The sequence below is a fragment of the Mycolicibacterium frederiksbergense genome (assembly GCF_012223425.1).
Lineage (GTDB): Bacteria > Actinomycetota > Actinomycetes > Mycobacteriales > Mycobacteriaceae > Mycobacterium > Mycobacterium frederiksbergense.
This window is the reverse complement of sequence record NZ_CP038799.1, coordinates 3902775-3920616: the sequence shown is the minus strand read 5'-3', so window position 1 is coordinate 3920616 and position 17842 is coordinate 3902775. Positions and strand designations below refer to the sequence as shown.

Below are 17842 nucleotides of genomic sequence, written 5' to 3'. Positions count from 1 at the left end.
TGTCACGATTCGCGATCTGGCGGCGATGTACAGGGCAGAACAGTTTCAGCACCTCAGACAGGGGGCGTGCCATGCGTCCGATCGCAGTGACCACCGGACTGCTCGCCGCCGCGGTACTGGCGGTGGCGCCGCCGGCCTCGGCCGAACAGACCGCCCTGGAGACCATCGGGATGCTGGAGGCCCAGGGCTACACCGTGAACGTCGACCGGATCGGCAGCGCGCCGCTGGAGCAGTGCACCGTCACCGGGATCCGCAACCCTCAGCAGGTCACCCGGTGGGTGAGCGTCGAGGACGACGGCTGGGGCAAGCACGGCGACGACGACACCGACCTGGTGGAAATTGTGGTCAGCCAGTCGATTTCGGTATCGCTGGACTGTAACCGCTGAGCCGGGTGAGTTCAGACCCCGGCCGGTGCCAGCTCACGCACCGCGTCAAATGCCGCGGCGTCGAACGGCGAGTACATCGGTGCCGGTGCGGCCACCCGGAATGCGGTGACATTGCCCTCGACATCGGCGACATAGAGCCGGTCACCCTCGGTGTTCAGCGCGGCAGCCGCCGGGCGGGCGCCGACGGTGATGGTCTCCACGACCTCGTGGGTGACCGTGCACAGCACCGCGACCTGGTCGTAGTCGACGACGTAGGCGCGCGCACCGTCGGCCGACAGCGCCATCTGGATCGGCAGGGTGCCTGCACCGATGCTCGCGGTGACGGCGAAGGTCTTCGGATCGACGACCTCGATGACACCACGGGCCTGCAGATCGGAGGTCAGTGCGTAGACGGTGCCGTCGGCCGCGACGGCCAGGTCACGGATCGGTGCGCCGAAGGCGATCGACTTACGCGCCTTGGCGGTCTCGGTGTCGACGACCACCACGCGGCTGCCACGGCTGGTGGTCACGGCCACATAGAGCCGCCGGCCGGACGGATCCGCGGCGAGGGCGTCGATGGTGGATCCGGCACCTGCGCCGATGTCGACGGTGCCGACGCGGTCGGCGGTGATGTCGATGACGGCCACGTCCACGTGGTCGTGTCCGGCGCGGGCGGCGTAGGCACGCTTACCGTCGGGGCTGGCCGCCACCGCGGTGACCGAGAACGCCAGCGGGTAGTGGCCCACCACCGAGTTGGTACGGGTATCGATGACCTGGACGGCGTCGGCGTCGAGATCGCTGGTCACCACGAAGGCGCGGTCATCGGTCAGTGCGACCGCGAAGGGCTCACCCTCGACGGGCACCACGGCCGGCGCCCCGGCGCTGTCGGGCCGGACCACCGTGACGCTGTCGTCGCCGTAGTTGGCCACCACGATCGTGTCGGCATTGGCCGTCAGGTCGGCGATCGGCCCGCGGTCGATCGCGACCGAGCCCGCGAAAGCGGTTTGCGAGTCGTTCAGCGCTGCCGCATTGGCGCGCACGAAAACACTTGCCATCTCTTCGACACCTCCGCCGGATGACTATCCCGGCACTTGATTCAGTCGCCAGCGCCCGAGTTGAACGCGTTTGGGACGAGTCTAGCGACGAAAAAACCTACCCAAAGCGGCCGTTGGCCGCTTGCCGAGTTCACCGACGTTACACCTCTCAGACATCCCTCAGGAAAATATCGTTATCTAGTTGTGACCTGCCCGGAGCAACAGGAAATGTGGTGTTCAACAGCGATTTTTGCGGATGCAGCTAACCGGTCTCGGGGCCGAAACCCCACCCGTCACACACAGGATTCTCAGACCTCGCCGCGAAAATGCAAGACAGATCACAGCCGACACGTCAGCAAACTTCTCACGGCGGCAGCCCATGGCCCGAGCCGCGCATGTGACGTAGCTGAAAAATTAGCGGTGCGTCAGGGCAACAGAATGAAGGACAGCTCCGGAACCGCCTGGATGGTGCGCCCCGACCAGATATGCGGCGCCTTGTCCATCGCCGCCATTTCGGTGATCCGCAGGTACGTCCCGTCCCCGCGACTGGAGGTGGCATCCACCCACGCGACGTGCCCGGTACTCGGGGCGTCGAGCACACCGGGCGGTATCACCACCACGGCGCGGTCCCGGGGTTCGTCGACGACGGTCCAGCCCGCCGCCCGCGCCGATGTCGCCAGATCGCGTGGTGCGCCCTCGACCGCCGGGTAGGAGCGTTTACCGGAGGCGAAGTACCACTTCTCCATGGCGCCCCACAGCGCGGATCCCTCTTCCCCGGGGTTGCTGTCCACGGTCTCACCGCTCGCCCGGGGCTCGGCCGGCCGCATCGATTCGGTGGCACACGGTGGCACAACAGGGTCATTGGACCCGGTGTCGAGCATCGCGTCGGTGACATAGCCACCGTCGGCCAGCTTGTTCCACAGATCGGTGGACATGTCGTAGGGCCCCCCGGTGAACACCGTCCCGCGCGCGAAGCAGGTGATGGTGATCCGGGCGCCATCCGGGATACGGCCGACCCGCTGGCTCGCCGTGGACGGCGCCGACCGCACGTTCAGGTCTCGGCTACCGGTGTTCACTGTGACCGTGGCCGAGCTCTCCGCCGATTCCGGTGCCGCCAGCGCGGGCGCGGCGGGCACCAGCAATACCGCCGCAGCCAGCAGAGGCCACCGTCGATAGATCCCAGTCGTGTGCACAGCAAGCCTTTCGGACACCGGTCCGAAAAATCATAAATCGGGCCCGATCAATTTGCTGACAGCACACGAAGTATTTGCCGAGTCGATATCTGACCGCCGGCCCGCCCGCGCTTCTGCCCTGGTGGCGGTCTCAGCGCCACTGATAACGCGTCTTGGGCCGCCCGGCCTTGCCGTAATCGGTGTTGCGGGTGACCGTGCCCTCATCGGCCAGTCGCTCCAGGTAGCGCCATGCAGTCACCCGGGACACGCCGACCTGCGCGGCGGCCTCATCGGCGGTCATGCCGCCCGGGCAGTCACGGACCGCCCTGGCGATCTCGTCGGTGGTCTGCGGGGCCGCGCCCTTCGGGGCCACCGCCCGGTCGGCGCCGATGCGCAACTCGGCCATCGCCCGGTCCACCTCGGCCTGGCTGGCGGCCTCGGTGCCGGCGGGCAACGCGGTGCGGTAGCGCCGATACCGCTCCAGGCGGTCCCGGAAGGCCGCGAAGGTGAACGGCTTGAGCAGATAGGCCAGCGCCCCGTGCGAGACCGCGGCGCGCACCATCTCCAGATCGCGCTCGGAGGTGATGGCGATGATGTCCGGGGCGGGGACCAACCCGGACAGCCCGGAGGCCAGCGAGATGCCGCTGGCATCGGGCAGTCCGAGGTCCAGCAGCACCAGGTTGATCGGCTCCCCCGCCGCCGCCGCGGTGGCCGCCGCCCGCATGGCATCGCGCGCCGTGTGCACCACCGCAGCCGGCGAAAAGCCTTCCAGGCGATCGAGATAGGTGCGATGCGCCTCGGCGATCAGCACATCGTCCTCGACGATCAGGACACTGATCACCGGCCGATCACCACCGAGACCACCGATCCGTAGGTCACATCGGTGCTCAGCGTGCCGCCGTGGCGGTGCACCACCTGAGCCACCAGCGCCAGCCCGATGCCGTGCCCGTCGGCATTCTTGGTCGAGTACCCGCGGCGCTGCGCCTGGGCGAACACCTCGGCATCCATCCCGGAACCGCTGTCGGCGACGATGATTCGCAAGGCGTCTGCATCCTGGGCCACCGTCACCTCGACCCACGGGTCGTCGCGGTCGCACGCATCCATCGCATTGTCGATGAGATTACCCAGCACGGTCACCAGCTCCTGCCCGGTCAGGGCGACATCCGAGGGCAATTGGGTGTCCTCGGTGACGGTCAGCGAGATACCGCGTTCATCGGCCTGCGCGGTCTTGCCGAGCAGCAGCGCCACCAGGGCCGGTTCACCGACCGCCTCCGACAATCGGTCCACCAGCCGCTGGGACAACTCCAGTTCCCTGGTCGCCACCGCGACGGCGTCCTGCGGGCGGCCCATCTCCACCATGGTGATCACGGTGTGCAGCTTGTTGGCCGACTCATGAGCCTGCGCCCGCAGCGAGTCGGCCAGTACCTGCAGCGAGCTGAGTTCGCCCAGAGCGCCCTGCAATTCGGTGCGGTCCCGGACGGTCACCACCTCGCTGCCCGAATCGGGCACCTTCGCCCGGTTGACCACCAGCACCCGCTCGTCGGTCACGTGCAGTTCGTCGCGAACCCCGGGATCGGCGACCTGTAGGAACTCCGGCAGATCGGCACGCGACACCGGTCCGGGCGGCAGCGCCAGCAGTCGACGGGCCTCGTCGTTGACCAGCACCACACCGTCGCGGTCCAGCACGATCAGCCCCTCCGACACCGCGTGCAGGATCGCGTCGTGGTGGTCATACATCACCCGTAGTTCGTCGGGACGCAGCCCACGGGTCTGACGCAGCAACCGGCGCCGGATACCCCACACCCCGACAAGCGAAACAGCAAGGGCGACAAGGCCTACCGATGCGATCACCAACCACTGCTCGCGCCAACGCTCGGCCAGGCTCTGCTGCAGGATGCCGGCGGCGACCAGGCCGATGATCCGGCCGTCGCCGTCGTGCACGGGGGCCACCGCGCGGATCGAGGGCCCCAGCGTGCCGGTGTACACCTCGGTGAAGGATTCACCGTGCAGGGCCGGTTCGATGTTGCCCAGGTAGTCACCGCCGATCTGGGTCGGGTCGGTGTGGGTGTAGCGGGTGCGGTCGGGCGCCATGATGGTGATGAACGCGATGTCGGTGTGCCTGCGCACCAACTCGGTGACCGGTTGCAGGGTCGCGGTCGCGTTGCCGTCCACGATCGCCTGTGCGGTCGACGGTGAATCAGCCAGCGAGGTCGCGATGCCCAGTACCTGTGCCTCGGCGGCGGCATCACCGTCCTGGCGGGCGTCGAGCAACGCCAACCCACTGCCCGCCACCACGATCAGCGCGATGACCAGGATCTGCAGCGCGATCGCCTGGCCCGCCAGCGACCACCGCGATATTCGGTCGGCCACCACCCGGCGCACCTCCCGTGAACGAAATGAACTAAAACGTGACCTGGCTCACGCCGTACTCGACCATCCTTACATGACAACTTCCCAGCAACCGTCTCCGGCGACGCCGGCGCAGGGCGCCCCTAAAACCAAACGGGACCGTACCCACTGGCTCTACATCGCCGTGATCATCGCGGTCGTCGCCGGTGTCGCAGTCGGCATTCTCGCCCCGGATGTGGGCAAGAGCGTCGGCGTGCTCGGCACCATGTTCGTCGCGCTGATCAAGATGATGATCGCCCCGGTCATCTTCTGCACCATCGTCTTGGGCATCGGGTCGGTGCGCAAGGCGGCGACCGTCGGCAAGGTCGGCGGGCTGGCCTTCGTCTACTTCCTCGCGATGTCCACGTTCGCGCTCGGGATCGGCCTCGTCGTCGGCAACCTGCTGCACCCGGGCGAAGGACTCAACGTCACCGCCAACGCGGGCAAGGGCGCCGAACTCGCCGACAAGGCCCATGAGGCCGGCGGTCTGCTGGACTTCGTCCAGGGCATCATTCCGACCTCGTTGTTCTCGGCGCTGACCGAAGGAAGTGTGCTGCAGGCGCTGTTCGTCGCGCTGCTGGTCGGGTTCGCGATCCAGGGTCTCGGCTCGGTCGGCGATCCCATCCTGCGCGGTATCGAGCACCTGCAGAAGCTGGTCTTCAAGGTGCTGGCGATGATCCTGTGGCTGGCCCCGATCGGCGCGTTCGGTGCCATCGCCAACGTCGTCGGGCAGACCGGCTGGGCCGCCGTAGGTCAGCTGATGACCCTGATGGCCGGCTTCTACCTGACCTGCGCGATCTTCGTGTTCGGCGTGCTCGGCACGCTGCTGCGGGTGGTGTCCGGGGTGTCCATCTTCAAGCTGGTCCGCTATCTGGCCCGCGAATACCTGCTCATCGTCTCGACGTCCTCCTCGGAGTCGGCGCTGCCGCGCCTCATCGCGAAGATGGAGCACCTGGGCGTCGAGCGCTCCACCGTCGGCGTGGTCGTCCCCACCGGGTACTCGTTCAACCTGGACGGCACCGCGATCTACCTGACGATGGCCTCGCTGTTCATCGCCGGCGCCCTCGGCGATCCGCTGAGCGTGTCCGAGCAGATCGGCCTGCTGGTGTTCATGATCGTCGCCTCCAAGGGTGCCGCCGGTGTCACCGGTGCCGGGCTGGCGACGCTGGCCGGCGGTCTGCAGGCACACCGTCCCGACCTGCTCGACGGTGTCGGCCTGATCGTCGGTATCGACCGGTTCATGTCCGAGGCCCGGGCGCTGACCAACTTCTCCGGCAACGCGGTCGCCACCCTGCTGGTCGGGTCGTGGACGAAGACGATCGATCGAGACAAGGTGGACGCCGTCCTGGGCGGATCCGATCCGTTCGACGAGATCACCATGGTCGACGATCACCCCGCAAGGGCCACAGAACCGGCATCGGAGAAAGTCCCGGTATCGGCATAAGGCCCGGCGTAAGAACCTGCGGCGTCGGAACCACCTCTGGGTGGGTCCGGCGCCGCAGGCGTGTGCGGCCAGAGCCGGGGTGGATCGGCTCCGGATATGCGACCATCTGCCCATGAATCCGCAGGACGACCCGGAAGCCCGGATCCGTGCGCTGGAGCCCACCGAACTCGGCTCCGAGAACGCCAGTCGGACAACATACGGATACGGCGCTCCGCCGCCGACCCAGCCCTGGCCGGACCAGTCGCCCTACGCCCAGCCTCAGTACGGTCAAACCCCTTATGGTGCACAGCCTTACGGCACCGGGTACGCCTTGCCCTACCCGCCCGAACCCTCGGGCTCCGGCTTCCGACCGTGGATGGCGGCCGTCCCCGTCCTACTCGTGTTCCTCCTGCTCGCCGGCGGCGCGGCGGCGTACTTCATGTTCTCCAACACCTCGGCACCCGAGGCGCCCGGCATCGCCGGCGGCGGTGATGTGCTGACCGACGGGCCCGAGACGCCGGTGTTGCCCTCATTGCCCTCATTGCCGACGATCATCACCATCCCGACCGACATCGCCGAGCCCCCGTCGGGCTCGGCGCCGGAGCCGGGCACCACCCTGACGATCAGCGGCATCGGCACGAACAAGTCGGTCACCTGCAACGACAACATCGTGATCATTTCCGGTGCGAACAACACGGTGGATATCACCGGTCATTGCACCGCCGTCACGGTGTCGGGATTCGAGAACGTCGTCACCGCCGAGTCCACCCGGGCGATCGCCGTGTCGGGTTTCGACAACACGATCACCTACCGCACCGGGGAGCCCGAGGTGAGCGAGTCCGGAAGCGGCAACTCCATCACTGCGGGGTAGGGCGCCGCGGGCCGGCTTCACCGTCTTTTCGTGTCGCGACGGTGCACATCCAGCAAAAACGATCTTGATACGTTCGCCGGACCACCACCGGCCACAGCTGAAGCACAGATTCAACTTAGCTAAGCCTTAGATAATCTGTTAACTTGTCTTTGACATTCCGCGAGGGACATCCGTCCCACGGACGAGACACAGTCACATTCAGCAAGGTCGGTGGGGTTATGCGTATCGTTTCATTCGGCTTCCAGACATGGGGAGTCCGAACCCTCCAGGCACTCGTCGACCTCGGGCACGACGTCGCACTGTCCGTGACGCATCCGGCCAGCGATGATTCCTACAAGGGGATCGGGTCTGCTGCACGATCAGGTGACAGTTTCGGTCACGCGGCCTGACTGGCCGGTGTGGTCATAATCGCTTCGAATTCGATCGGGGTCAACCGCCCGAGTCCGGCTTGGCGCCGGCGTCGATGGTAGGTCCGTTCGATCCAGGTGACGATCGCGATCCGCAGCTCTTCTCGGGTGCTCCAGCGGCGGCGATCGAGCACGTTCTTCTGCAGTAGCGCGAAGAAGCTCTCCATGGCCGCGTTGTCGCCGGCCGCTCCGACGCGGCCCATCGATCCGACCATTTCGTAACGGCTGAGGGCGTGGACGAATCGTCTTGACCTGAACTGAGATCCGCGGTCGGAGTGCAGAATGCAACCGGCCACCTCACCGCGGCGTGCCACCGCACTACTGAGCGCTGTAGTGGCCAGCCGGGACTTCATCCGGGAGTCGATCGAGTACCCGACGATGCGGTTGGAGAACACGTCCTTGATTGCACAGAGATAGAGCTTGCCTTCATCGGTGCGGTGCTCAGTGATATCGCTGAGCCACAGCTGATTTGGGCCGCTGGCGGTGAAGTCGCGCTCGACAAGATCATCATGTACCGGCGGGCCGACCTTGCCGTTCTTACCCCGCTTCTTGCCGAACACACTCCACAATTGATTCTGCGAGCAGATCCGCCAGGCGGTGCGCTCAGCCATCGATTCGCCGGCCTCGCGGGCCTCTTCGACCAGATAGCGATAGCCGAACTCCGGGTCGTCGTTGTGCGCGTCGAACAGGGCGTTGGCGCGATAGGCCTCGATAACCTCCGCGTCGGTGATGGGATTGGCCCGCCAGCGGTAGTAGGGCTGGCGGGCGAGCTTGAGTACCCGGCACGTCACCGCGACGGGGATCCCGTCGGCGGCGAGCTCACTTACGAGCGGGTAGAGCCTTTTCCCGGCAGATTGGCCTGCGACAGATACGCCGTGGCCCTGCGCAGGACTTCATTCTCCTGCTCCAACAACTTGATCCGACGCCGCGCCTCACGCAGTTCACCGGACTCGCCAGTGCTCTTGCCGGGCTTGGCGCCTTCGTCGATATCGGCTTGGCGCATCCACTTATGCAACGTCATCGGGTGTACACCGAAATCGTTGGCGATCTGCTCGATCGTCACACCGTCATCGCGGTTGCGAGCGACCCGCACAACATCGTCGCGGAACTCACGGGGGTAGGGCCTGGGCACAAGGACATCCTTCCAGCTCGCCCGTCTGGGGAAGCCAACTCAGATGTCACCTATTCGTGCAGCAGACCCATCTTCTCCGATTCGGTCGAAGAACTCGCGCGCAGCTACGGCATTCCCGTCCATCTCACCGAGCGGGTCGACCACGACACCATCGACCTGGTCAAGCGCGCCGAACCCGACGTGATCGTCGTCAACAGCTGGTACACCTGGATGCCTCCGGAGCTCTACAACCTGCCGCCGCACGGCACCCTGAACCTGCACGACTCCCTCCTGCCCAAGGGCACCGGATTCTCTCCGGTGATCTGGTCGCTGATCAGCGGCGAATCTCAGATCGGCCTGACGGTGCACCGGATGGACGAGAGCCTTGACACCGGAGATGTCCTGGTTCAGCACTCGCTGCCGATCGGACCGAACGACACCGGTACCCAACTGGTCGAGCGGGGCATCGACTTGATTCCGGGCGTGCTGAAGGAAGCACTGAGCGCACTGGAGTCCGGCAACCCGCAGTGGCGCCCGCAGGACAAGGCGACCCGCACCTACTTCCACAAGCGTTCCGAGCGCGACAGCCTGATCGACTGGACCTGGCCCGCCGGAGATCTGGAGCGGCTGGTTCGGGCGCTGTCGGACCCCTACCCCGCCGCGTTCACCCATTACCGCGGCGAACGGATCGAGATCCTGGAGGCGAAGGTCTCCGAAATCCGTTACGGCGGAACGCCGGGACGCGTGGTCGTGCAGGAGGGTGGCGGCGCGGTGGTGTCCGGGCCGGCGGCCTACCGCGGCGGCAACCTCGGACTGGTGATCACCCGGGTGCGGTCGGCCGACGGTACCGAGCACTCCGGCGACAAGTTCTTCCGCCGCGGCGGGTACCTCACCAGCCAACCCTGATCAGACGATCCGCAGCCGCAACGCGGCGGCGGTCGCCGGGCCGACGATCCCGTCCACCTTGAGTCCGCCGAAGCGGCGCTGAAATTCGCGCACCGCCCGTTCGGTCTCCACGCCGAACACTCCGTCGATGACGAGATCCCCCGCGTAGGCCGCGTAGGCCGCCTTGAGTCTGCGCTGTAGTTCGGCCACCTGTGGACCCGCGCTGCCATGGTGCAGCAGGATCTCGGTGTACTCGCCGACCGGCACGGGCGGCCGCGGCGCGCGCCCCTTGGCGAAGTCCGCGGCCATCCGCTCGGCGATATCTCGGCGCAGGTTGTCCATGTCGATGGCACCGGGATCCCACTTGCCTTGAGCGCGACCCGCGTACTCCTTGTGCCCGATGGTGCGCGCCGACGTCTGTTTCAGCCGCCTGTTGATTGCCGCGCAACTACGCACCAGCGCGAAATACTGTGCGTCCGGCCAGTTCCGGCGATGCGGGGCGGACGCACTGGTGCCACTGTTGGCGCACTCGATGCCGATCAGATGCCAGTTGCCCATGTTGGCCGGCACCCACGGATACATCCCGACACCGGCATGCCAGGCGACCCCCGCGGCCACCACGGTGACCGTCCCGTCCCGGGCGATGTGCACCTGCGACAGCGGGCCGGCCAGATCAGGGCGCCCCACCGCGATGGATGCCGCACTCGCCCGATCCGAGCCGGTATGGTGCACCATCACCCCGCGGATGTCCTTGAAGGCACCGTGCCCGCGGTCACGCCAACCCGGGAACTCTTTGACGTCCAACCCTTCGGCGCGCAAAGCCGCGGCCAGCCAGGTCGGGTTACCGGCAGGCGGCTTTCTCTGAGGCACTGCCCGTCAGAGTACCTTCGACAGGAACTCCTGCAACCGTGGGTGTTTGGGGTTGTCGAAGAGTTCGGCGGGTGGGGCATCCTCGACGATCTTGCCGCCGTCCATGAACAGCACCCGGGATGCCACCTCTCGGGCGAAGCCCATTTCATGGGTGACCACGACCATCGTCATGCCACCGGAAGCCAGCGCGCGCAGCACCTCCAGCACATCGCCCACCATCTCCGGGTCCAGCGCACTGGTGGCCTCGTCGAACAGCATGATGGACGGGTTCATCGCCAGCGCCCGCGCGATGGCGACGCGCTGCTTCTGTCCACCTGACAGCGTCGACGGCTTCACGTCTGCCTTCTCCGCAAGCCCGACCTGCTCGAGCAGTTCGCGGGCCTTCTTCTCGGCCGCGGCCTTGTCCATCTTCTTGGTCTGCAGCGGCGCCAGCGTGACGTTGTCGAGCACGGTCATGTGCGGGAACAGATTGAAATGCTGAAACACCATGCCGATGTGCTGGCGCACCTTGTCCAGGTCGACCTTCGGATCGGTCAGGTCGTAGTCATCGACGGTCACCCTGCCCCCGGTGATGTCCTCCAGTTTGTTGAGGCACCGCAGAAAGGTGGACTTGCCCGAACCCGAGGGTCCGATGACGCAGACCACCTCGCCCTGGCTGATGGTGGTGTCGATACCGTTGAGCACGTCGAGTTCACCAAAGGACTTCTTCAGCCCCTCGATGCGGATCTTGACGGTGCCTACCGGCTCGGAAGCCGCGGATTCTGTTACCAGTTCACTCATTTCACGAGCCTCCTTTCCAGTCGATCCGAGAGTTTGGTCAGCGCCATGATGACCACGAAGTAGATGATGCCGACGATCAACCACATCTCGAAGGCCTTGTAGTTACCCGCGATGATGATCCGGCCGCTCTGCGTGAGCTCGGCGATGCCGAGCACCGACAGGATCGAGGTGTCCTTCAGGGTGATCACGAACTGGTTGATATAGGACGGAATCATCGTCCGGATCGCCTGCGGCAGAATCACTTTTCGCATCGTCGGCAGGTACCCGATGCCGAGGCTGCGGGCAGCCTCCATCTGCCCCTTGTCCACCGAGAGGATGCCGCCGCGCACGATCTCGGTCATGTAGGCACCGGCGTTGAGCGAGAGCGTGATGATGCCCGCGGTCACCGCCGACATCTGGAAGCCGAGCGCGGTGGGAATACCGAAATAGATGAAGAACGCCTGCACGATCAGCGGTGTGCCACGGAAGATGTCGACGAACGTGGTGCCGATGGCCCGCAACCAGATCGACCGGGACACCCGGGCCAAGCCGAAGATGATGCCCAGGATGAGCGCGAAGAAGATCGACGAGACCGTCAGGATGATGGTCATCTTCAGGCCGGCCAGCAGCATCGGCGCGGTGCTCTTGATCAGCCCGAAGAACGAACTGTCGCTCGCGGCCGCGCCCTCACCGAGGTAGGTCGCCAGGATCTCGTCGTAGCGGCCCGAAGCCTTGAGGTTCTCCAGCCCGGCGTTGAACTTCTGCAGCAGCTCGGCGTTCTGCCCCTTGTTGACGGCGAATCCGTAGCCGGTCGGATCCTCCTTCGGTGTCACGGTTTTGAAGCCATTGCCCTGTTGTATGGCGTAGAGCAACACGGGGTAGTCCTCGAAGGCCGCCACCGAGTTGCCGGTGCGCACCTCGTCGAACATGGTGGACGAGTCGGCGAACGAGACCACCTCGAAGCCGTACTGGTCCTTGATCGAGTTCGCGAAATCCGCGCCCTGGGTACCGTTCTTGACCGAGACCCGCTTACCGCGAAGATCCTCGTAGGACGTGATTTCCTCGTTGTCCTCGAGCACGGCCATCTGGATGCCGGACTCGAAATAGGGTTCGGAGAAATCGAACACCTTCCGGCGTTCGTCGGTGATCGACATGCCCGCGATGACACCGTCGACCTGGTTGGCCTGCACCGCCTGCAGAGCCGCGTCGAAACCGAGCGGCTTGATGTCGACGTTGAAGTTCTGGTCCTCGCCGATCGCCCGGATCAGATCCATGTCGATACCGACGAAATTGCCGCCGGCGTCCTGGAATTCGAACGGCGCAAACGTCGTGTCGGTGGCGACGGTGTAGGTCTCGCCCTCCGCGGAGGCGGTCGCCGGCGCCAGCATCGCGGCGCCGAACAGCCCGATGAGCAGACCCGTCAGCAGCACCGTGAGCCGCCGGGAGGGTCTGGTGGGTGGTTCGGGTCTACAGCCCGACGAGGTTTCGGCTCGCATGTTGGTCTCCCGTTCAAAGTACCGTGACGGATTCACGCTAACGCTGCGATGCGCCCTGCGGGGGATCTCCAGACAATCTCCACGCTAGCTACACGCGGCGCCACCGTCCCAGTGAGCACGATCGACACATCGAAACCGATCACCACCAGCAAGGAACGCCTCTGCGCATCGCGCTCTGCGTCGACGTCGCCCGCGCCGCTCTCGGCGTGTTGGCCGGCACCGCGGCTCCCACCCACGCTGACGAGTATCAGCCTGGTGGCGAGTACCCATGCAGATAGGGCGTTCTCGGCCGTGGGGATATGAAGGAGGGCAACCGCGAGGTCGTCGGGCACCTCGTAGGCACTCAGAGAAGCGATGAACTAGCTACCGCAGATGCGGAACAGTTTGCGCTGCAGCGTGTAGCAGTTGCGGGAGGCGAATACATGACGCCGCGTTTGAGCACCCAGCCCGGATGACCGTGATGGCTATTGACGAACGAGACCAGGTCGCGGTGCACGAAATCGTCGGCGTCCACCTGCATGACGTACTCGGGGCCGAACTCTCGTGCGGCGATCAACCCGATCCCTACCTTGGTGCCCTTGTCCCACACGCCGGGGGCCTTCCCGGTTTGTGGCGCGCAACAGCATCGACGCGGTCATACGACTGAGACAATGGCGCTTCGCTTACCTGCCGCACGCGACGCGGAGCCCGAACCGCTCGTCGTCGCACGCGAGAACAACCTGCCGACCGCCGTGGACGGGACCGTCCAGACGGTGCCAACGGCCCAGACCAAGGCCGATGGGGCGGCGACGGCTCCCACAATTACCAGTTCAAACGCAGTTAGACATCCCAGGGCCGTAAGTTGTCAAGCGGCTTGTGTTTTTGGGGTGGTGTGGCGGTGTGCCCAGGCTTTGTGTTCGTCGTATGCGGTGTGGTGGCGTAGGCAGCCGTGCAGGATGCCGACGAGTCGGTTGCCGAGGGCGCGTAGCGCTTGGTGGTGCAGGTCGCCGGCGGCGCGGTGCTGGTCGTAGAAAGCGCGAGCGCCAGGACTGCTGGTCAAGGCGCAGAACGCCCATTGGTCGATTGCGTCGTAGAGACGCCGATTGCGGATGTGACGGGCCAGCACGGCACGTTTGCGGCCCGACGCGACGGTCAATGGTGAGGTTCCGGCGTAATTCTTGCGAGACTTGGCGGTGGTGTAGCGGTTCGGGTCGTCCCCGAACTCACCGAGCACCCGGGCGCCGAGGATGACACCAAGTCCTGGCAGGGAGCGGTAGATGTCGGCGTCCGGGTGTGCGTCAAAATGTGTCGCGAGTTCAGCTTCGAGGTCTGCGATCTGGTGGTTCAACTCAGCGATGATCGCGATCGCGGCGCGGGTGGTGGCCCCGAATGCGGTGGCGACCGCGGGCGGGGCGGCGAGCTGCTCGGTGCGCAGAGCGGTCTGGATCTCCAGTGCTCTGGCATCGAGGTTGCGTTGTCGCCCAGCAGCTTTGAGTGCCGATCGGATTTTCGCCATGCTCAGCCGCGCGGCATCAGTCGGGGTGGGCGCCCGGCCCAAGATGGCCAGCGCGTCACGGTCGGCCAGAGAGTCGAAGGCCTCCAACGCCCCGGGGTAGTACTCCCGGAGCGCACTGCGCAGCGCGTTGGTGTTGCGGTTGCAGCTCCAGATCAGATTTTGATGCGCCCGCGTCAACACCTTGATCGCTTCCACCTCAGCAGTGTCCCCGGCGATCGGGCGGTGATTGTGTCGGTCGGTGCGCACCAGATCGGCGAGCAGCTTGGCGTCGCCGGCATCGGACTTTGCGCCGGACACCTGGTGGCGGTCGCGGTAGCGGGCCACAGCCAGCGGATTGACCGCGTACACCTGGTAGCCGGCCGAGGCGAGGGCTTCGACCCATAGGCCGCGATCGGTTTCGATGCCGATCACCACTTGGTGGGGTTCGGCGGGAGCAATGATCAGAACCTGTGGATGAGCCTCGGCGAGGTGGCGTGAAAGTGGGCGCACCTTCCCGAGGATGATCATCACGGAAACAGGATCTCGATCAAGACCGGCGTTGGCGCGCTGGTTGGGAAGGTACGCCCATGCTCACGGTAGTTCACGACGCGGAATCAGCCAACGAGAACGGCAGCGGTGCTGGTCGGTCGCTGTTGGATGAGATCGTCCGCGACGGTGCGCGGCAGATGTTGGCGGCGGCACTGCAGGCTGAAGTAGCCGCCTACGTCGACGCCCATGCCGGTGAGGTCGACGACAACGGTCGGCGTCTGGTGGTCCGCAACGGCTATCACCACGAACGTGACATCCTCACCGCCGCGGGTGCGGTCACGGTGACCGCCCCGCGGGTCAACGACAAGCGCATCGACGCCGTTACCGGTGAGCGGCAACGGTTTTCCTCGGCGATCCTGCCGGCGTGGGCACGCAAGTCCCCGCAGATGACCGAGGTGCTGCCACTGCTGTACCTGCACGGGCTCTCGACGAGTGACTTCGGTCCGGCGCTGGAGCAGTTTCTCGGCTCGAGCGCCGGACTGTCGGCCACGACGATCACCCGGCTCACCAGCCAATGGCAGGACGAGGCGAAGACTTTCGGCGAGCGTGACCTCTCGGGCACCGATTACGTCTACCTGTGGGTCGACGGCATCCACCTCAAGGTCCGCCTCGAGCAGGAGAAGCTCTGCCTGTTGGTGATGATCGGCGTGCGCTCCGATGGCCGCAAGGAACTCGTCGCCCTGGCCGACGGATACCGGGAGTCGACCGAGTCGTGGGCGGATCTGCTGCGGGGCTGCCGTCGTCGTGGGATGACCGCGCCGGTGCTGGCCGTCGGTGACGGCGCGTTGGGGTTCTGGAAGGCCATCCGGGAGGTGTTCCCGGCCACCCGGGAGCAACGCTGCTGGTTCCACAAGCAGGCCAATGTGCTTGCTGCGTTGCCGAAATCAGCGCACCCAGCTGCGTTGGCCGCGATCAAGGAGATCTACAACGCCGAGGATATCGACAAGGCCCAGGTCGCGATCAAGGCCTTCAAGGTCGACTACGGCGCCAAGTACCCCAAAGCGGTCGCCAAGATCGTCGATGATGCCGATGTGCTCCTGGAGTTCTACAAATATCCGGCCGAGCATTGGATCCACCTGCGAACTACCAATCCGATCGAGTCGACTTTCGCCACCGTGCGGTTGCGGACCAAGGTCACCAAGGGCCCCGGATCCCGCGCGGCGGGAATTGCCATGGCCCACAAGCTGATCGACGCTGCCCAAGCCCGCTGGCGGGCCGTGAACGCACCACACCTGGTCGCGCTGGTCCGTGCCGGCGCGGTGTTCCACAAAGGCAAGCTACTCGAACGGCCCGTTGGCATCACACCCGCCGAGAGCGACGAATCAACCGAAACCGAGGTCGCCTGAAACAACCTCATCCACAGGTCTTGACAATATCTCCTTGATTCGCTGTATCGCGACTATCCGTCGGGGGCGATCCTGCTGTGGGATACTGCGGCCGATGACGTCCCACTTCAAGACTTCGCGGTCGAGCAGGAGAAGAACCCGTTCTCCACGCTCCGTCTGCTCCTGGATGGTCAGCAGCGCCTAACCTCCTTATCGGCAGTGATTCGTGGAGAACCGGTCAAGGTGCGCGGCCGAGTGAAACCGATCGACATCTGGTTCAACCTGGATCACCCCGACCACCTCGCGGTCGTCACGGAAGTGAATGAGAGTTCCGACAACGAGGACCTTGAGGAGGATGAGGCGGACTCGACCGCCGACGATCTACGCAGCCGGATGAACCGGATGACGTTCGTCGTCGGGACCAAGCAGATCGAGCGTATGCCGCAGTGGGTGCGGGTTTCGGACGTGTTTCGTACCGACTCGAATGGGCCGTTCTTGGAGCGTGCCGGCGTGGAAAGTTTCGGTGACCCCCGCTACACGAAATACGACCAGCGGCTTGCCAAGCTCCGGGGTATCCGGAAGTACGTGTATCGAATGGACGTGCTGCCCCAGACGATGAGCTACGAGGAGGTCACGGAGATCTGGCGGCGACGAGGAGATCAAAGGCTATGATGCAGTCCGCGCTGCCGGGAGTCAGCCGGTTGGCCGGGTCGAGTTTGCCTGCCGCGAACCGCAGGTGCGACACGACGGGGCCCGCCTTCTGGCTGAGCCCGATCTGGTCCAGGCTTTCCACGTCATAGCCGGCGCGCAACGCCGCGGTGGCGAGCACCTGGTTGACCGTGACGATGCCGGTGCCGCCGATTCCGGCGAAAAAGACGTTGTGCGTATCTGTTACGGCCCCGGTATCGACGTCGGGCAATGCGGGCGGTGTCGGGGTGGTGCGATGACGACGCATCGCGTCGGGCCGCACCTCGACGGTGACGAACGAGGGGCAGTCCCCGTCGAGGCAGCTGTAGTCGGTGTTGCACGAGGTCTGGTCGATCCGGGTCTTGCGGCCGTACTCGGTGTCCACCGGTTGGACGGACAGACAATTCGATTTCACGCCGCAGTCTCCGCACCCTTCGCAGACCGCTTCGTTGATCAGCACCCGGGTGGTGCGAGCGGGCAGGGTGCCGCGCTTGCGTTGCCTGCGCGCGTCGGCAGCGCAATGCTGGTCGTAAATGAGGACGGTGACGCCCTCGATGTCGCGCAAGCGCTTCTGGGCTTCGTCGAGGCGGTCGCGGTGCCAGACGAGCGTGCCTTTGGCCAGTGCGCGCCTGTGGTGGCGCTCGGGTTCGTCGGCGCAGATGATGATCTGCCGCACGCCTTCGGCGGTCAGTTTGCGCGTCAACTGCGCGACGGTGACCGCGCCCTCTGCGTGCTGGGCGCCCGTCATCGCCACAACTTCGTTCCACAGCAGCTTGTAGGTGATGTTGACCCCGGCGGCGACACAGGCCTGCACCGCGAGTTGACCGGAGTGGAAGAAAGTCCCGTCGCCGATGTTCTGGAACAGGTGCGGCACATCGGTGAACGGTGCCTGGCCGATCCACTGACTGCCCTCGGCGCCCATCTGGGTCAGTCCGGTGACGGCGCTGTCCGCGCCTTCTCCTCCGCGCTATAACGACGCGTCGTGGGCTTCCCAGCTGACTGTTCCTTCGGCATACCTGCATCCTC

Annotated in this window: 15 protein-coding genes and 3 pseudogenes; 7 read left to right on the top strand and 11 right to left on the bottom strand. The window is 65.5% G+C overall.

All coding sequences use genetic code 11. The features are described 5' to 3' along the window. Positions 1-71: 71 nt before the first annotated feature. Positions 72-386, top strand: a complete 315-nt coding sequence (locus tag EXE63_RS22110; RefSeq protein WP_168143686.1) for a hypothetical protein — start codon at positions 72-74, stop codon at positions 384-386. 11 nt (positions 387-397) lie between these two features. Here the strand turns inward: EXE63_RS22110 and EXE63_RS22105 are convergent, their stop codons facing one another. The 4 genes from EXE63_RS22105 to EXE63_RS22090 all read right to left on the bottom strand — a co-directional run bounded on the left by EXE63_RS22105 (position 398) and on the right by EXE63_RS22090 (position 4944). Then, on the bottom strand, positions 398-1420 hold the full coding sequence (locus tag EXE63_RS22105) for an MmpL3/TtfA transport complex stabilizer (protein WP_168143685.1): 1023 nt from the start codon (positions 1418-1420) through the stop codon (positions 398-400). A 404-nt stretch (positions 1421-1824) separates the two neighbouring features. After that, a complete protein-coding gene (locus EXE63_RS22100) occupies positions 1825-2535 on the bottom strand; it encodes an amidase (RefSeq protein WP_234904227.1) in 711 nt (236 codons plus the stop codon). A 187-nt stretch (positions 2536-2722) separates the two neighbouring features. After that, the gene (locus EXE63_RS22095; protein ID WP_168143684.1) at positions 2723-3412 is read right to left on the bottom strand and encodes a response regulator; all 690 of its coding nucleotides are present in this window, start codon (positions 3410-3412) and stop codon (positions 2723-2725) included. Then, on the bottom strand, positions 3409-4944 hold the full coding sequence (locus tag EXE63_RS22090; protein ID WP_234904226.1) for a sensor histidine kinase: 1536 nt from the start codon (positions 4942-4944) through the stop codon (positions 3409-3411). The genes EXE63_RS22095 and EXE63_RS22090 overlap by 4 nt, the downstream gene beginning before the upstream one ends. Positions 4945-5014: 70 nt before the next feature. Here EXE63_RS22090 and EXE63_RS22085 point away from each other — a divergent pair, with 70 nt between their 5' ends. From EXE63_RS22085 to EXE63_RS33080, 3 genes and pseudogenes are all read left to right on the top strand, one after another. After that, the gene (locus tag EXE63_RS22085) at positions 5015-6403 is read left to right on the top strand and encodes a cation:dicarboxylate symporter family transporter (RefSeq protein WP_168143683.1); all 1389 of its coding nucleotides are present in this window, start codon (positions 5015-5017) and stop codon (positions 6401-6403) included. Positions 6404-6515: 112 nt separating this feature from the next. Beyond that, on the top strand, positions 6516-7253 hold the full coding sequence (locus EXE63_RS22080) for a DUF3060 domain-containing protein (protein ID WP_168143682.1): 738 nt from the start codon (positions 6516-6518) through the stop codon (positions 7251-7253). A 218-nt stretch (positions 7254-7471) separates the two neighbouring features. Then, a pseudogene (locus EXE63_RS33080) lies at positions 7472-7606 on the top strand (methionyl-tRNA formyltransferase); the annotation flags it as partial. 23 nt (positions 7607-7629) lie between these two features. On the opposite strand, the gene EXE63_RS22075 reads toward EXE63_RS33080, so the two are convergent. Continuing rightward, a protein-coding gene (locus EXE63_RS22075) for an IS3 family transposase (RefSeq protein ID WP_168143681.1) occupies positions 7630-8792 on the bottom strand; the annotation gives its coding sequence in 2 pieces (ribosomal slippage) (positions 7630-8505 and positions 8508-8792; 1161 coding nt in all). 6 nt (positions 8793-8798) lie between these two features. Here EXE63_RS22075 and EXE63_RS22070 point away from each other — a divergent pair. Next, on the top strand, positions 8799-9677 hold the full coding sequence (locus tag EXE63_RS22070) for a methionyl-tRNA formyltransferase (protein WP_234904624.1): 879 nt from the start codon (positions 8799-8801) through the stop codon (positions 9675-9677). Here EXE63_RS22070 and EXE63_RS22065 read toward each other — a convergent pair whose 3' ends face one another. From EXE63_RS22065 to EXE63_RS22045, 5 genes and pseudogenes are all read right to left on the bottom strand, one after another. After that, positions 9678-10526 carry a peptidoglycan recognition protein family protein gene (locus EXE63_RS22065; RefSeq protein WP_168143680.1) on the bottom strand — a complete coding sequence of 283 codons (849 nt, stop codon included), beginning with the start codon at positions 10524-10526 and terminating at the stop codon, positions 9678-9680. A gap of 6 nt (positions 10527-10532) precedes the next feature. Continuing rightward, positions 10533-11306, bottom strand: coding sequence for an amino acid ABC transporter ATP-binding protein (locus tag EXE63_RS22060; protein WP_168143679.1), 774 nt, complete (start codon positions 11304-11306; stop codon positions 10533-10535). Continuing rightward, the gene (locus tag EXE63_RS22055) at positions 11303-12781 is read right to left on the bottom strand and encodes an amino acid ABC transporter substrate-binding protein/permease (RefSeq protein WP_168143678.1); all 1479 of its coding nucleotides are present in this window, start codon (positions 12779-12781) and stop codon (positions 11303-11305) included. Before EXE63_RS22055 ends, EXE63_RS22060 begins: the two co-directional genes overlap by 4 nt. A 343-nt stretch (positions 12782-13124) precedes the next feature. Next, positions 13125-13370, bottom strand: coding sequence for a hypothetical protein (locus EXE63_RS22050; protein ID WP_168143677.1), 246 nt, complete (start codon positions 13368-13370; stop codon positions 13125-13127). A 255-nt stretch (positions 13371-13625) separates the two neighbouring features. Next, positions 13626-14744: pseudogene (locus tag EXE63_RS22045) on the bottom strand (IS110 family RNA-guided transposase); the annotation flags it as partial. A gap of 98 nt (positions 14745-14842) precedes the next feature. On the opposite strand from EXE63_RS22045, the gene EXE63_RS22040 reads away from it, so the two are divergent. Together EXE63_RS22040 and EXE63_RS22035 are read left to right on the top strand one after the other, a co-directional pair. Next, entirely contained in the window at positions 14843-16150 is a 1308-nt protein-coding gene (locus EXE63_RS22040) for an IS256 family transposase (protein ID WP_168141789.1), read from the top strand. Between the two features lie 42 nt (positions 16151-16192). Beyond that, positions 16193-16801 (top strand): GmrSD restriction endonuclease domain-containing protein, encoded by a 609-nt coding sequence (locus EXE63_RS22035; protein WP_168145705.1) that lies wholly within the window; start codon positions 16193-16195, stop codon positions 16799-16801. Here EXE63_RS22035 and EXE63_RS22030 read toward each other — a convergent pair. Then, positions 16773-17768, bottom strand: a pseudogene (locus EXE63_RS22030) (2-oxoacid:acceptor oxidoreductase family protein); the annotation flags it as partial. The gene EXE63_RS22035 and the pseudogene EXE63_RS22030 overlap by 29 nt on opposite strands. Positions 17769-17842 lie beyond the last annotated feature (74 nt).